This is a genomic window from Shewanella sp. SP2S2-6, from assembly GCF_031931965.1.
GTDB lineage: Bacteria > Pseudomonadota > Gammaproteobacteria > Enterobacterales > Shewanellaceae > Shewanella > Shewanella baltica.
Window position 1 is genome coordinate 94,373 of the sequence record NZ_JAUOEQ010000003.1, and the last position, 15,438, is coordinate 109,810.

Below are 15,438 nucleotides of genomic sequence, written 5' to 3' on the forward strand. Positions count from 1 at the left end.
ATTTAATTGAAACCTGGTTAACCAGCAATCAAGACTAAGGAGCAGGGCATGAGTCAACAACATCAAACAAGTCAGTACTTAACGAGCCAAAATGGTGCCCCAGTGGCCGACGATCAAAACTCACTGTCGGCGGGTGAACGTGGTCCTTTGCTATTACAGGATTGGCATTTAATTGAAAAGTTAGCCCATTTCAACCGTGAGCGTATTCCTGAGCGTATCGTGCATGCCAAAGGTACTGGCGTTTACGGCACATTTACCCTGACCAAAGATTTAAGCGATTACACCATTGCCGACCATTTCAATGGCGTTGGTAAGCAAACTGAAACCTTTATTCGTTTCTCAACCGTCGGTGGCGAAATGGGCTCAGCTGATGCTGAGCGCGATCCACGCGGCTTTGGTTTACGTTTCTACACGGCTCGCGGAAATCACGATATTGTGGGTAATAATACGCCGACTTTCTTCTTGCGTGACGGAATTAAGTTCCCAGACTTTATCCATACGCAAAAGCGTAACCCTAAGACAAACTTAAAAGATCCGCAGGCCATGTGGGACTTTTGGTCATTAAACCCTGAAGCCATGCATCAAGTGACCATTTTGATGTCGGATCGCGGTATTCCAGCCAACTACCGTCAAATGCACGGTTATGGTTCACACACTTTCTCGCTGTGGAATGCCAAGGGCGAGCGTTTCTGGGTGAAGTTTCACTTTAAATCCCAGCAAGGCGTAGTCAACTTAACTAATGAACAGGCTGATAAATTAAAGGGGATAGATCCCGATTCATCACAGCGCGATATGGTGGTGGCGATTACCGATGGCAATTTCCCGCGTTGGACGGTTAACGTGCAGATCATGCCTGAGGCGGATGCTAATACTTACCATATTAATCCATTTGATTTAACTAAGGTTTGGCCGCATAGCGACTATCCATTGCTTGAGATTGGTGTATTAGAACTGAATCGTCTGCCACAAAACTACTTTGCTGAAGTTGAGCAAGTGGCATTGGCACCTAGTAATTTGGTTCCCGGTGTTGGATCTTCACCCGACAAGATGTTGCAAGCGCGTTTATTTGCCTATGCAGATGCCCAGCGTTACCGTATTGGTGCCAACTACAACCAGTTACCGGTGAACTGCCCACATGCGGCTAAGGCAAATCACCATCAACGGGCGGGCGCTATGGCTGGCACACAATGCCCTTACCATGGTAGCCAAACGGGTGGCGACGCTTCGGCAAACTATGGCCCGAACAGCACTGCTGATGCCTTGGTTGAGCCAGTAAACTTTAGCGAACCACCATTGCGTTTAGAAGGTGAAGCGGCGCGTTACAGTCGTTATAACCAAGACGATTATACCCAAGCGGGTAATCTGTATCGCATCTTCTCTGAAGCGGAGAAAGCGCGCTTAGTGGCAACAATTTCGGGTTCACTAAGTCAAACAAGCTTAGATGTGCAGCAACGCATGGTGGCGCATTTCGAACAAGCCGATGCGGATTACGGTCAACGTATTAGAACGGCATTAGGGCTATAAACTGCGTTTCTAAGAAGTTAAGCTTCTGAGTCGACACTGTTTATCTCAATAAAACCGTCGTAAGTAGAAAGGCCAGTGATGTTTATCACTGGCCTTTTTGTTGCGGCAATTCAAGCTTTAAAGTATTTAGAACAGCAGAGTGACAACGCCTAACAGTGCGAACAATACGGCGCAGCCGCGGTGTATCCACAACATAGGTAATTTTTCGGCGCTGAAATGGCCTGCGATCACCACAGGTACATTGGCAAGCAGCATGCCTAAGGTTGTGCCTGCAACCACCATAGTTAATGAATCGTATTTTGCGGCTAACACTACCGTTGCGATTTGCGTTTTATCCCCCATCTCGGCGATGAAAAACAGGATAAAGGTGGCGAGGAAGGGGCCCATTTTATAGAAACGGCTCTCTTCAGCATCGACTTTATCTGGGATTAACACCCAAAGGGCAATCGCGAAGAAGGACGCGGCAACTAAATAGCGGGCAAGATCTGGGCTGACCCAGTTAATCGCCCATTGGCCAATCCAAGCGGCGGCAAAATGGTTGAATAACGTTGATAGAAAAATACCTAAAATAATGGCGGTTTTATTTTTAAATCTTGCGGCGAGAATAAGTGCAAGTAATTGAGTTTTATCGCCAATTTCGGCAATAGCAACCGTAAAGGTTGAGGCAAGTAGGGCTTCCAAGTGTGATCCTTTAGGGGTGGTTAAGACATAAGCACAATAAACCGTCCACCCCTAGGTGCAGTCATTGTACTCAGGTCTTGCTGGGCAAATCGATGATTTGCTGTGAACACCATGGCGTGTGGCCAAGTATGTTGATGTTCACCCTAGATGACGATGGTTCGACATCCAGTTAGCTACTCCCCCGAAGCGAGGTGGGCATTATACCTAAGTGAATTTCGGTTTCAAGCACGAGTTTATTACAGTAGGCATGAATGAATGTTTGACGGGTGTCAGAATAATACCGCGCGACATTCTGTAATTATATGAATATAAATGGATTATTTTTTTGACAGCGTTGTCTTTTGTTGCTAATTTAGCCAAGTCATTTCTACCTGATTACATATTGTTAACTCGTAGTGATTCGATGACACCTACCGTATTTGGCAAACTAATTGAAAAGTTAGGACGCAAAGCTTCCGGTCTAAGGTTGTAAATGGATTTTTTAGTGAACTAAGATAGCGGAGTTGCCGCAGAATTCGATTTCTGTGAAAGATAAACGACTGCTGTTTAATGCTGTTGTTTGCCCAAATACCACTTTTATACCTAAGCCCAAGCCAATACTGGCAAAGATGGGTGCAAATGGAGTGCATTAAAGTGGCAAATCCTACTGTTTTTTCCCCTGTTTCTAAATTAAGTTTATTGGCCGCCGCAGTGATGGCGGCAAATACATTTGTGAGTATTTCTGCACAGGCACACGGTTATGTTGTGGCGCCAGAGTCACGTTCCTATGCCTGTAAAACCGGCAACAATGCCAACTGTGGCGCGGTGCAATGGGAACCGCAAAGCGTTGAAGGGCCATCGGGTTTTCCTGAGTCAGGTCCTGCGGATGGCAAACTGGCGAGTGCGGGTAATGGTGCTTTCTCGCCTTTAGATGAACAGAGTCCCAGCCGTTGGTCAAAGACAGATATTAAAGCGGGCTGGAATAAGTTCAGCTGGCAGTTCACTGCCAATCATGTCACCCGCAATTGGCGTTATTATTTAACTCGCCAAGATTGGAATCAAAACCAAGCTTTAAGCCGTGCGAGCTTTGACTTAGCGCCATTCTGCGTGGTCGATGGTGGCATGGTGCAGCCGCCTAAGTTAGTGACCCATGACTGCTATGTGCCAGAAGGTCGCAGCGGTTATCAAGTGATTCTAGCCGTGTGGGAAGTGGGCGATACCACCAACAGTTTCTACAATGCTATCGATGTGAACTTAGATTCGGGTCCCGTCGTACCGGGTGAATGGCTCGATGTGGGCGACATCAATCCGTCACTCGATCTCAAGGCGGGCGATAAAGTGATGACCCGAGTGTTCGATGCCAATGGTGAGCAACCGGCTAAGCAAACAGTCATTACCATTAGCGATGCGACTCAAGGTGATAAACAAAATTGGCCTTTCCTATTAGCGAGCGCGATTAATGCCCAGCAGTCTCAGTTAAAAGCGGGACAAAAAAATGCATCAGGTGTGATTGAGCCTGTGTATGGCAAAAACGACATTTTTACTGCGACGACTTCAGGTATTGAGCGTGTCGAAGTGGGATTTGATCTGGCGCCCGCACCGGGCAACAGCTTAGAAGTCACTTCACTTGCCGACGATTATCAAATTATCGACGGCGCGGCGCAGGTTCGTTTTGACGTCACTAGCAATGCTGAAATGTTAGTGTCTGCGTATTTGTTTAGTCACGATGGCACGGCAGCCGGTTTTGTCAGTCAAACCGTTAACAATACCAGCGCGAGCTTAGTGTTAGACGTGGTTGCGCCTAAAGCTGGGCATTATCACTTGCAGGTTAAAGCTGAGCCTAAACAAGGTGATGTTATTCAGCAGAACTTTGATCTCTTCTTAAAGGATCAAGCACCAACGCCGGAAGCGGATTTTGTCTTCCCTGAAGGGGTGAAAGGTTACGTTGCAGGCACTACAGTGTTACAGCCTAAAAATGGCAAAGTGTATCAATGTAAGCCATTCCCCTATAGCGGCTATTGCATGCAGTGGTCGGTTTCTGCCACAGGATTTGAGCCAGGTGTTGGCGCTTCTTGGACTATGGCGTGGACTGAACTGTAAATTAACATGTTGAGTTAATTGATTCTCAACATGAGGTGATTGGGCTTAAACACAGCGAATATGTTTAAGCCCATATTCAGCGCGCTTGCGACTGTCAAAATATACGTTTTACCTCGATTCCCCCACAATGCTGAACCCCACGTATTTCCAACAAAGGTAGCGATTTTGTTAGCTTGTATGTTTTCGTTTATCACAGCGCTATTAAGTTGTTACCGTACAGTGCGCGACTTATCTTTGTTCACAACTGGCTTGCCCACTGGGTTTGGCTCTGTTAATGTCCCAAACTATCTATTTTACCTATGTTGTTATTAGGATTATCACAATTGAAAGTCATGCCACTTTTATGCAACCGATTTAGTTAGCCTCAATGGCTACTGGGTTGAAATATTCAAAAGCTATTGGGGCCAATTGATCTGCAGGAATGAGATCCGATTGGATGCTTTTTGAAGCTGCTTTAAGTGATGTGTTGCTTATTTCGATTTAAGACGCAAGGCTTTATCGGTTCAAATCTTACTCAAATAAAATAATAATTAATCATTGAACAGGACTATTGTGTGAATTCAAAAATGTTAGGCTCGATCGCCATCGTTGCCGGGACGGCCATTGGCGCAGGTATGTTAGCCTTACCTTTAGCTACCGCGGCTTTAGGTATTATTCCGGCGTTAGTGTTACTCGTCGTTATTTGGGGCGTATCTGCCTATACCTCATTATTGATGCTCGAAATTAACTTACGCACTGGCGTGGGCGATAACGTGCATGCTATTACGGGTAAATTACTGGGTAAAAAAGGTCAAATTATTCAAGGAGCTTCTTTCCTGAGTTTATTGTTTGCCTTGACCGCGGCTTATCTCACTGGTGGTTCTTCGTTATTAGTGCTTAAAGCGAAGAACATGTTCGATATCGTGCTCGATAATCAAGTCGCCGTATTGTTGTTTACCTTAGTGTTGGGTGGATTTGCGGCGCTCGGTGTAGCTTGGGTCGATAAAGTGTCCCGCTTCCTGTTTTCGTTAATGATTTTACTGCTGGTGGTTGTGGTGTTATTTCTCCTGCCTGAAGTCAGTATTGCCAGCATGGCAACGGGCGCGATTGCCGAGTCGATGACCAGCAGTTGGATGGCGGCAATTCCCGTAGTGTTTACTTCGTTCGGTTTCCACGTTTGTATCGCCACTTTAGTGCGTTATCTGGATGGCGATGCGGTTTCGCTGCGTAAGGTATTGTTAATCGGCTCGACGATTCCACTGGCTTGTTATGTGCTTTGGTTGTTGGTGACCCTAGGCACAGTAGGCGGCTATGAAGTCAGTGGTTTCGAAGGTTCATTACCGTCACTGGTGACGGCATTGCAGGATATTGCCCATACGCCTTGGATCAGCAAATGTATTTCGTTATTCGCCGATTTAGCCTTAGTGACCTCATTCCTCGGGGTGACCTTAAGCCTGTATGACTTTGTCGCCGAGTTAACCCGTGCTAAAGAGACGTTTGCCGGCCGTATACAGACCTGGTTGTTAACTTTCACTCCGCCAGTGTTATGTGCTCTGTATCTGCCAGAAGGTTTTGTGGCGGTACTGGGATTCGCGGCCGTGCCATTGGTGGTGATGATCATCTTCTTGCCAATTGTGATGGCATTACGTCAACGTCAAACACAACCGGGCGGTTATCAAGTGTCGGGTGGTTCTGCGGGCTTAGTGTTGGCAGGTTTGTTAGGCGTTGTGATTGTGGGCGCCCAGCTATTTGTTGCTATTTAGCGGCTTAGTATTTAATCCGTGGCTAGCGTCAGTTTTGTAGCGAACGCCGCGGGGTAACGTTGATGTAATGTAGCTGATGGAATGTATTTGCTTTGTAAGCGAATTTTTCCGAGTCTGTTATAGAGTGTATCCGATGTGATAAAGTCAGGCCCCGGCCTGACTTTTTGCTTTTTAGGTTTTAAAGCGAGTGATGCTGGGTTTTAACACAGTGACTTAAGATAAAAACAACACGATTAAAACGAGAACATGGCCCAGCTTGCGCGTGGCTTCATTCACATAAAACGGACTTAACACAATGAAAAAATGGTTACTCACAGTTGCCGTGGCCGCCAGTTTTGGCGCTCAGGCTGACGAAGGTATGTGGCAGCCCCATCAACTGCCTGCTATGGCCGATGAGCTAAAAGCAAAAGGGCTAGAAATTGATGCCAAATCGATTTCAAAACTCACCGAATTCCCAATGAACGCCGTGATAAGCCTTGGTGGCTGTACTGCGTCATTCGTATCGCCAAAAGGCTTGGTGGTCACTAACCATCACTGTGCCTATGGTGCGATTCAATACAACTCCACCCCAGAAAAAAACCTGCTGCAAGATGGTTTTTTAGCTAAGACCTTCGCCGATGAATTACCTGCCACACCGGGTTCACGTGTGTATGTGACCGAAGATGTGACCAATGTGACCGAGCGCGTAAAAGGCGGGCTCGAAGGTAAAGTGGGTAGCGATTTCTATCAAGGCGTTGAAAGCCAAGAAAAAGCATTAGTGGCTGAATGTGAAAAAGAAGACGGCTACCGTTGCCAAGTGTATAGCTTCCACGGCGGTCTTGAATATTATCTGGTTAAACAACTGGAAATTCGCGACGTCCGTTTAGTCTATAACCCAGCCGCGAGCGTGGGTAAATATGGCGGCGACGTCGATAACTGGATGTGGCCACGTCACACCGGCGATTTCTCTTTCTACCGTGCCTATGTGTCTAAAGCGGGCAAACCTGCCGATTTTAGTAGCGATAACGTGCCATACGAGCCAAAAAGCTTCTTAAAAGTATCGGCTAAAGGCGTGAGCGATGGCGATTTTGTCATGGTGGCTGGCTACCCAGGTCGCACCAACCGATATCGCACCGCCAATGAAGTGCAAAATCAGTTCGAGTGGGCTTATCCAGAAGGTAAGTTATTGCGCGAGCGCTTTATTGAGATCATTAAAGATACCGCGCCAGAGGGCAGTGACGAACGTATTAAGTACGAGAGTCAAATTGCTAGCCTTGCAAACTATGCGAAAAACTTCACCTCGATGATCGAGTTTTATGGCAAATCCACCATGCTTGCGGACCGTAAAGCCCGCGAAGCTGAGCTTGCAGCGTGGATAGCTAAAGACAGCAGCCGTGAAGCGAAATACGGCAAAACCTTAGCGGAATTAGATGCGTTAATTGCCAAGAGTAAAGCGCATCAAGAGCGTGACATGATCTTAAGCTACATTGGTAGCACGACTATGTTGCCAACGGCGCGCAGCTTATATCGCTTAGCGAACGAGAAACAACTGCCTGATATGCAGCGTGAACCGGGCTTCCAAGAACGTGATATGACTCGCCTCAAAGCGAGCATGGAGCGTATCGACCGTCGTTATGCGCCAAGCGTCGATAAAGCCGTGTTATTCGATATGCTGAAACGCTACGCAGCACTGCCAGAAGACAAACGTCTACCTGCATTGGATAAAGCCTTTGGTATCGATAAAAAGTTCAGCGAAGCTAAGCTTTCGAAAACCTTAGACAAAATGTACGCCAAAACTGAGTTAGGCAAAAAAGACGTGCGTCTGGCGTGGATGGATAAATCCGTTGCCGATTTTAAAGCCTCTAAAGATCCTTTCATTCAATTCGCCGTGGCTATGTATGACACAGATATGGCAGAAGAAAAGAAAGAAAAAGAACTGGATGGCGAGCTGATGAAAGTGCGCCCGCAGTACATGGATGCCATCATTGCCTACAATCTTGAGCAAGGTAAACCTGTGTATGCCGATGCAAACTCAAGCCTGCGTGTCACTGTGGGTCATGTGAAAGGCTACTCGCCAAAAGACGGTTTAGTGGCTGTGCCATTCACTCGCCTTGAAGGCATAGTGCAAAAAGACACAGGTGTTGACCCATTCGATGCACCGAAAAAAGAGTTAGAGCTGATTAAGCAGAAGCAATACGGTGATTTCTATGTGAAAGCCATCGATTCTGTACCGGTTAACTTCCTGTCGACGTTAGACACCACGGGCGGTAACTCAGGTTCACCCACCCTAAACGGCCGCGCTGAATTAGTCGGTCTGCTGTTCGATGGTGTGTATGAAAGTATTATCGGCGACTGGGCATATGACGATAACATCAACCGTTCAATCCAAGTGGATAGCCGCTATATGTTGTGGGTAATGAAGTATTTAGATCATGCCGACAATCTATTAGCAGAGATGGAAATCGTTAAGTAATCCATTGCCGCATCGCCATGGTGCGGCGAATATGATTGTGAAGCCGCTTATGTCATGTGATTTACGTGATAACTAGCTAGCGAACGGAAGATAATAAAAAGCGATAAGCCAATGTGGTTTATCGTTTTTTTTCGGAGATTTGAAAGCGTTTCGAGTGAACTAATGGATAAAATCATTGTATTAATGTAAGCGTATAGCGGAGGCGGAGCCATGGCATTGACTCGTCGACACGCAGCAAGTCCATCCGTGGATGCTCGACCGCCTCGTCCTTGAGGCGGACGGTCGTCTCGCCAATCACCATGGCGCACCTTTCGAGCATTCGCGTAATCTGTAGACTTACAAGACATACGCAACATACTTTTGGACATAAAGTACTTTAAGAACTTCTGGATAGTACTGCTGAAGGATAAAACTTGGTCGTTCAATTCTTTAAATGCTGGCTTACGGCGAGCCATGGCATTCGCTCATCGACTCGCAGCCAGTCCATCCGTGGATGCTCGACCGCCCCGTCAATGGGGCGGACGGTCGTCTCGCCAATCACCATTGCTCACCTTTTGGGCACTAGTGTAGCCAGTCTGTATGAAGGAGATACCCAGCAAGCTTTTGGACAAAAATGTGTTGGAAAGTAGTGTTTGAGGAGCAGTAATTTCAGTTGTTAGAAGTTTAGCGTTTACGGGTATCCACTCATGCAGGTTTGCCATGGCATTTACTCGTCGACTCGCAGCCAGTCAGTCCTTGGATGCTCGACCGCCCCGTCCATGGGGCGGACGGTCGTCTCGCTAATCACCATGACTCACCGTTTTGGCTTTAGCGTAACCTGTAGATTTAAAAGACATACGCAACACACTTTTTGGAGAAAAGCTTCTTAGTGCGAATATTCTGATTTGTAACTTTCGGATTAAAATTTCTATGGGTTAACGTCCCAATAACTGGCACAGCTGTAATGCGTCCGCAGCCGAAAGCGTGTAGTTGATTGATTTATTATGCGATATTTAATCTAGATCACATATGCCCTTTATGTATGCAGAATAGTACATTCGTCTTCTTATCGAATAACTCTAAATCAAGAGCATCCATCCGCCATTCAAAGTTATATTTATTCGGATGAGGCAACTGATCTTGAGCATAAAGACTATTTACAAAGAACCGATCATCTAGCTTGGGGTCATTTTCTCGGATTTTTTGAGCGTAATAATCAGCCATACGGATTAGATAAATTGGATGACCTGAAGTAGTAATAGGATGGCTAAAGTACGCTGCTCCTGGCTTAATGCCGAGTGTTGCATGTTTTTTATGCAGGTCCCACATCCTTTTTCTTTCGGAAGTCATGTTTCTATTGCTATCTACAGGCTCAAACACACTGTGATCAAAGATTCCAATTGCGTGAAAATTGTCTCGTGAAACTAATGCAAAAAGGACATCATCTGTTCTTTCGGATAGCCCCGTGCTCAGCACATTCATATTTAAGTGAAAATGATGGAAACCCTTGGTGTTTAGGATTTGATCTTTATCTTCCCATGAATCCACTTCACCGTCCCTAATTCGCTGAGCTGGGGTATAACCATTTTTATGCGCTCTTTGCGAGTGATAAGGATAAATATTTTCTCCATTTCTAACTTTATCGAGCAATCCATTTATTCCTTCTTTTAATGATTTCCAACGCTTGTCTGAGGTCACCTCAGGAGCAATTTGCACTTTTCGTTGACGAGGAGGAACAATTCTAGTTTTCCAATGTAAGTAGTGAATCAGTACGCCATTAAGACCCTGGCCCTCTAGCTCACTAAGAGTAGCTTTATCGTTTGGAAAAAATGGTAATTCCTTTATCAATTGTGATTTGAATTTTTTAATTCTATTTGTTTCTTCCATTAAACTTTATATTTCCTTGATACTTTTCAAACTGGCGCTAAGCGTCCTGCTGACTGGCTTTGTTAATGTGTTTTGTCGAGAAGCCATGCGTAAGACCATATACAAGTGCCAAGTATCATTAAAATTTGGACTATGTATATTTTGGCATATTTAGAATTAACCTTATCAAAATGACGTTGGTTAATTTCTTCGGCTTTTTCTTTGGTAACAATATTGGCAAATGCTCCCGGAATGGTTGGAAGTTCCATCCACGTTTTGGATTGCAAGACGACGGCTGGCATTATCTCTTTCGAATACTCCGTTTTTAGTAATTGCAAGGAACTATATACAATACCTGAAATTGTAATAAAAGCTCCGGCAGACCCTATCCAATTTGAGTTCTCAGATGAGCAGTACATGAATAGGTGGAGATTATTATGAACAAAGATGACACTAATAAGCATAATGAAATAGCTTGGTCATTCTTTTGGATAAAGTTTACAAGAGAGTTAGTGTGGACGGCCATACTTGGTATTCCTTCACTGATTATATTAATAGCCATAGTTACACATTAACGATCGCTCAAATGGTAACGATGCTTCTGCACCCCACCTAAATCACGAAATTTTCGGCAAACCAACAATGCTACACGTTGCGAATCCGACTTAATGAATCGCCACCGATGAAGTAGACAGTTTGTAACATTACAAGAACTAGATCAACTGCTCAGATCTATTTATCAAGCTTTGGTGCAATAGCTTTTTAGCTAATCGAACAACGATTGGGTTAATTAAGATTGACATTGTTGCAATTGTGACCGTTGGCGGCATGGATGCCGTCGTCGAGCCCTCAGGACGAGTTTATGGCGAGTCACAGGGGAAACAATGACAATTCATGCTGCAAACTGACAACAAAGTTATCTTGCTTTGGGGCAATAGCTGTTTAGCTAAACGAACAGCAGAAGGGTTAGTGAGGATTGGCATTGTTGTAACTGTGACCGTTGGCGGCAGGCATGGCTGCTCTTTCATATTCGTATGATCGCGGCATCTCCACTTCTGTGTGCTATTTAAAGATGGAGAGCTTTATATTTCTCTCTTTATTTCTTCGGTGTATTTTCTGTATTTCCTTTTCAATAAAAAGTATTACTTTTATGCCGTTTAATACCTAGGTAAAAAATTTTATCGTATTATCCCATCACTATTTCTTTATCTAGTTGGTTCGCGAGAGCTAGATTCCCCACAGAAAAGGATTTTTTATGGGACATAAGACGTTATTGAGTGCTGTACTTTTGACCGCGACCTGCGGTGTCGCCACTTTTGCGGTGAATGCTGAATCGCTGTTTACTCCCTTTCCTGATGCCAAATCGCCTGAAGAAAAGCGCATCCACTTTACGCCCTTTGAACTTATCACCGCAGTGAATGGTGACAAGTTCACTCTGTTGCCTGTATCAGGAAAATTGACTCGACAAAGCGTTGAGTTACCCGAGGGGTATAGTCCTGAACATGTGATCAATAACTATTTGGCACAGCTAAAAAAGCTGAATGCCGAAGTGTTATTTAATTGCACGGCAGCATCCTGCGGCGACGGGCAAGCTATGCAAACTCAGCTAAAGCCGCTTAAGAGCGTGAATGCCGACTTTCACAGTGCTTACGTGGCGGCAAAACTGAAAGGTTCTCGCGGTGAGGTTTACGCCAGTATCTATGTCGTCAATCGCGAGGACAGATATACCTATCTGCAAGTCGATATCCTTGATTCTATTCCTGAGCCGCTAGACTTGATCCAAGCCAATAGTGACTTTTTACAGCAGGCGCCGAAGCAAATTGAGATTAAAGATAGGCGTAGTGACGATGCTCAAGGAGCGGCAGACCATCCTTTATTGGGGCGCATGCCCGGCAGTTATATTAGCCGTTACAAACAAACTAACTTTACCCAAGTACCTGTATTGGTGGGGATCTCGGGCGCCGATTATCAAACCCAATCGCTGGATGCCAAGCTTACCCAAATAACGTATCAGATGCCTGAAAGCTATTCGTTGTTTGAAATCAACAGCAATTATGCCGCAGCAGCACAAAAACTGCAGGCTGAGCGGGTGTTCCACTGTAAAGGTACGGCCTGCGGCGAGGATGATAGCCTGATCAATGCCATCAAATTAATCAAGGATGATAAAGAAGACGAATGGCAGGAGTATCAGCTGTTTAAGCTGAGTAACGCCAAGGGTGATGTTTACTTCGATATCTATTCCCAAGGATATTTCGATGGCACACCTGCCGATACTACGCTTAGGGTAATGGAACTCTCTACTCTGAAGGATGATCGTGTGGCGATCGACCTCGATGCCTTGACCGATGCGATTAGCCAAACAGGTAAGGCGACGTTAGAAGGATTGTTGTTTGATTATGACAGTGAGCGTATGTTGCCCGAGTCTAAGCCTGTACTCGAGGTCCTCGCGAGCTATCTTAAGCAGAATCCGACGCTGAGTTTCTATGTGGTCGGACATACCGATGACAAGGGCGAGCGGAGTTACAATCAAAGCCTGTCGGAGCGGCGCGCCGCAGCTGTGATTAAGCAGTTGAGTGACGGGTTTCAAATTCCGTCGGCCCAATTAACCGCCCACGGTAACGGGGAGTACAGCCCAGTGGCCAGCAACACTAATGACGCCGGACAAAAATTGAATCGCAGAGTGGAGTTAGTGCTTCGTTCGGATAAAAAGTAGCTCAAGGTTATCAGCTTGAAAGGCTATCTTCGTTCCATCAAAAACGCCTGAGATGACTCGGGCGTTTCTAGCTTCAGAGGCGTTCATTGGAAAATATTGTTCGCGCGGGCATTTGTCTCAAATTGAGGCTAGCTGCTTGAGGGCATTCGCGATTTGTCTGCCATTAAATTGTGACTGTGGCTTTAAGCACTGCAACTTCCTGTGGGGTGAGTGGCCGCATCGCTCCTTCGGCTAAGGATTCTAGCGTTAATGTCATTAATGCGACGCGCTGTAAGTCAATTACCTTATAGCCTAAGGCGATGGCCATACGCCGAATTTGGCGATTTAGTCCCTGAGTCAGCACGATTTCAAAGCTGTCCGAACTGAGGCGGCGGACTTGGCAGGGCAGGGTTTGCACATCTTTATAACGCACTCCACTGGCCATTTGTTCAACAAACTCATCAGTGAATGGCCGGTTGAGGTGCACATGGTAGGTTTTACTGTGGGCAAAACTGGGGTGCATGAGTTTATGGGTTAGCTCACCATCATTAGTTAACAGCAGTAGGCCGCGGGAATCCTTATCGAGTCTGCCGACTGGATAGAGTCTTGGCGCTTTGGGGAGCAAGTGTACAAGACTCGTTTCATCCTGCTCAAGCAGGCGGCAATCTGTGCCCACGGCTTTGTTCAATATCCAATAGGCGAGGGTTTCGGTTTGAGTGATAGGTGCGCCATCAAGCTCAATGCTGTCGAGACAGTTTAAAGATTCGTCTAAATGGATGGGATCTGTGTGGCGGGCGATATGGCCATTGAGTGTGATGCGCCCGGCCTCAATTAAACGGCAGGCTTCACGGCGTGAGCCTATGCCACATTGGGCGAGGTATTTTGCAAGGCGCATATCAATCCAAGGTTGATGAATTTAAACATAAAAAAGGAGCCGAATTCGGCTCCTTCAATTGTACTTATCGGCATCTTAATTAGCTATTTCAACCTGCATATTAACAAGCGATAAGTAGAGTGCGACCTATCAATGACGTTTGCGGAAAATCACAATCGCAACGGCCACTACGGCTAAAATCATACAGTACCAAGCGTGTGATACCGCAGCCAATGGGGTGATGCTAAAGGTCGATGCGATCAGTAGGGCTTGTGCGCCATACGGGATCAAACCTTGGATAATACAGGCGAAAATATCGAGGACGCTGGCGGCACGTTTTGGGCTCACGCCATGTTTCTCGGCTAAGTCTTTGGCAATATCACCGGTCACAACGATAGAAACCGTGTTGTTGGCCACACAAGTGTTAGTCACTGCAACTATGCCAGCCATCCCCAGTTCTGCGGCGCGGCATGATGCTTCACCTTGTGCCTTTGAGAAACGCGTGATCAGCTTTTCAATCTGTTTGCTCACAAAGGCAAGACCACCTTGTTGCTGCATAAGTGCCGCTAAACCACCGACCAGCATAGACAGAATGAAAATCTCCTGCATATTGCTAAAGCCAGCATAAATATCTTTACCAAATTGGATCACGCCGTAATCCATGGTAAACAGACCCGTAGCGCCCGCTAATAAGATACCTAAGGTCAAGACCACAAATACGTTCAGACCCGCTACAGCTAAGATCAAAATGGTCAGATAAGGAATGACCTTAATGAGATCTATGTTCTGCGTCGCTAATTCCGCCTGGCCTTGGCCTGCAAATACAAAGGCTAACAAGGTAAGCAGTGATGCTGGGATAGCGAAAATCAGGTTTTCACGGAATTTATCTTTCATATCACAGCCTTGAGTACGGGTGGCTGCAATCGTGGTATCTGAAATAATCGATAAGTTGTCACCGAATAGGGCGCCAGACATGACCGCACCTGCCATCAGGGCGTAGTCGATTTGCGCTTGGTCGGCCACGCCGAGGGCGATGGGTGCGACAGCAGCTATGGTGCCCATTGATGTCCCCATGGCTGTTGCGATAAAGGCCGCAATCACGAAGAAACCGGGTAACAACAAGTTTGATGGGATCAGTGATAAACCCAAAGCAACGGTGGCATCGACACCGCCAGTGGCTTTAGCGACCGCCGCAAAGGCGCCTGCTAATAGATAAATCAAACACATAGCAATAATGTTACTGTGACCAATACCGCCAATGAAGGTATCAATCGATTGATTCAATTTCTGTTTTGATAAAATCAACGCCAGAATAATCGCGGGTAAAATGGCGATAACACTCGGTAATTGATAGAAGGCGAAGTCGACACCTTGGCTTTGGAAATACACACCCGCGCCAATGAAAAGACCAAGGAAAACAAATAATGGCAACAGGGCAATGAAAGATGCCGGGCTGTGCTGTGTTGCTGGTGTTGGATTGCTCAAATGTTATCTCTCTTTCGCTTAGAGTTCTTTCCGCTGGATCCTTAGCAGTCAAACTCGCTTAAAT

The 15,438-nt window shown here is 46.0% G+C and carries 10 protein-coding genes and 1 riboswitch; of the genes, 5 read left to right on the plus strand and 5 right to left on the minus strand.

The window, feature by feature from the left end; all coding sequences use genetic code 11:
• Positions 1 to 48 precede the first annotated feature (48 nt).
• The gene (katB, locus tag Q4Q57_RS03650; RefSeq protein ID WP_311889812.1) at positions 49 to 1,524 is read left to right on the plus strand and encodes a catalase KatB; all 1,476 of its coding nucleotides are present in this window, start codon (positions 49 to 51) and stop codon (positions 1,522 to 1,524) included.
• A 126-nt stretch (positions 1,525 to 1,650) separates the two neighbouring features.
• Here the strand turns inward: katB and Q4Q57_RS03655 are convergent, their stop codons facing one another.
• The gene (locus Q4Q57_RS03655) at positions 1,651 to 2,205 is read right to left on the minus strand and encodes a TMEM165/GDT1 family protein (protein ID WP_006080423.1); all 555 of its coding nucleotides are present in this window, start codon (positions 2,203 to 2,205) and stop codon (positions 1,651 to 1,653) included.
• 411 nt (positions 2,206 to 2,616) lie between these two features.
• Positions 2,617 to 2,716, plus strand: a riboswitch (cyclic di-GMP riboswitch).
• A 122-nt stretch (positions 2,717 to 2,838) separates the two neighbouring features.
• On the opposite strand from Q4Q57_RS03655, the gene gbpA reads away from it, so the two are divergent.
• The 3 genes from gbpA (at position 2,839) to Q4Q57_RS03670 (ending at position 8,478) form a co-directional block, all read left to right on the plus strand.
• Complete coding sequence (gene gbpA, locus Q4Q57_RS03660) at positions 2,839 to 4,284, plus strand: N-acetylglucosamine-binding protein GbpA (protein WP_311889813.1); 1,446 nt, start codon at positions 2,839 to 2,841, stop codon at positions 4,282 to 4,284.
• Between the two features lie 566 nt (positions 4,285 to 4,850).
• Positions 4,851 to 6,026, plus strand: a complete 1,176-nt coding sequence (locus tag Q4Q57_RS03665; RefSeq protein WP_311889981.1) for an aromatic amino acid transport family protein — start codon at positions 4,851 to 4,853, stop codon at positions 6,024 to 6,026.
• 295 nt (positions 6,027 to 6,321) lie between these two features.
• Complete coding sequence (locus tag Q4Q57_RS03670) at positions 6,322 to 8,478, plus strand: S46 family peptidase (protein ID WP_311889814.1); 2,157 nt, start codon at positions 6,322 to 6,324, stop codon at positions 8,476 to 8,478.
• 1,002 nt (positions 8,479 to 9,480) lie between these two features.
• Here Q4Q57_RS03670 and Q4Q57_RS03675 read toward each other — a convergent pair.
• The gene (locus Q4Q57_RS03675) at positions 9,481 to 10,344 is read right to left on the minus strand and encodes a hypothetical protein (RefSeq protein ID WP_311889815.1); all 864 of its coding nucleotides are present in this window, start codon (positions 10,342 to 10,344) and stop codon (positions 9,481 to 9,483) included.
• A 62-nt stretch (positions 10,345 to 10,406) separates the two neighbouring features.
• Positions 10,407 to 10,625: a hypothetical protein gene (locus Q4Q57_RS03680; protein WP_311889816.1), complete on the minus strand. Its 219-nt coding sequence runs from the start codon at positions 10,623 to 10,625 to the stop codon at positions 10,407 to 10,409.
• 953 nt (positions 10,626 to 11,578) lie between these two features.
• Between Q4Q57_RS03680 and Q4Q57_RS03685 the strand changes: the two genes are divergently transcribed.
• Positions 11,579 to 13,036 (plus strand): DUF4892 domain-containing protein, encoded by a 1,458-nt coding sequence (locus tag Q4Q57_RS03685; RefSeq protein ID WP_311889817.1) that lies wholly within the window; start codon positions 11,579 to 11,581, stop codon positions 13,034 to 13,036.
• A 163-nt stretch (positions 13,037 to 13,199) separates the two neighbouring features.
• On the opposite strand, the gene Q4Q57_RS03690 is transcribed toward Q4Q57_RS03685, so the two are convergent.
• The gene (locus tag Q4Q57_RS03690) at positions 13,200 to 13,910 is read right to left on the minus strand and encodes a 23S rRNA pseudouridine(2604) synthase RluF (RefSeq protein WP_311889819.1); all 711 of its coding nucleotides are present in this window, start codon (positions 13,908 to 13,910) and stop codon (positions 13,200 to 13,202) included.
• Between the two features lie 129 nt (positions 13,911 to 14,039).
• On the minus strand, positions 14,040 to 15,374 hold the full coding sequence (locus Q4Q57_RS03695) for a Na+/H+ antiporter NhaC family protein (RefSeq protein ID WP_006080434.1): 1,335 nt from the start codon (positions 15,372 to 15,374) through the stop codon (positions 14,040 to 14,042).
• Positions 15,375 to 15,438 lie beyond the last annotated feature (64 nt).

What these genes read in the sequence shown, in the direction of transcription:
- katB (WP_311889812.1), top strand. Translation starts at nt 49, where the DNA reads ATGAGTCAACAACATCAAACAAGTCAGTACTTAACGAGCCAAAATGGT.
- Q4Q57_RS03665 (WP_311889981.1), top strand. Translation starts at nt 4,851, where the DNA reads ATGTTAGGCTCGATCGCCATCGTTGCCGGGACGGCCATTGGCGCAGGT.
- Q4Q57_RS03670 (WP_311889814.1), top strand. Translation starts at nt 6,322, where the DNA reads ATGAAAAAATGGTTACTCACAGTTGCCGTGGCCGCCAGTTTTGGCGCT.
- Q4Q57_RS03675 (WP_311889815.1), bottom strand. Translation starts at nt 10,344, where the DNA reads ATGGAAGAAACAAATAGAATTAAAAAATTCAAATCACAATTGATAAAG.
- Q4Q57_RS03680 (WP_311889816.1), bottom strand. Translation starts at nt 10,625, where the DNA reads ATGCCAGCCGTCGTCTTGCAATCCAAAACGTGGATGGAACTTCCAACC.
- Q4Q57_RS03685 (WP_311889817.1), top strand. Translation starts at nt 11,579, where the DNA reads ATGGGACATAAGACGTTATTGAGTGCTGTACTTTTGACCGCGACCTGC.
- Q4Q57_RS03690 (WP_311889819.1), bottom strand. Translation starts at nt 13,910, where the DNA reads ATGCGCCTTGCAAAATACCTCGCCCAATGTGGCATAGGCTCACGCCGT.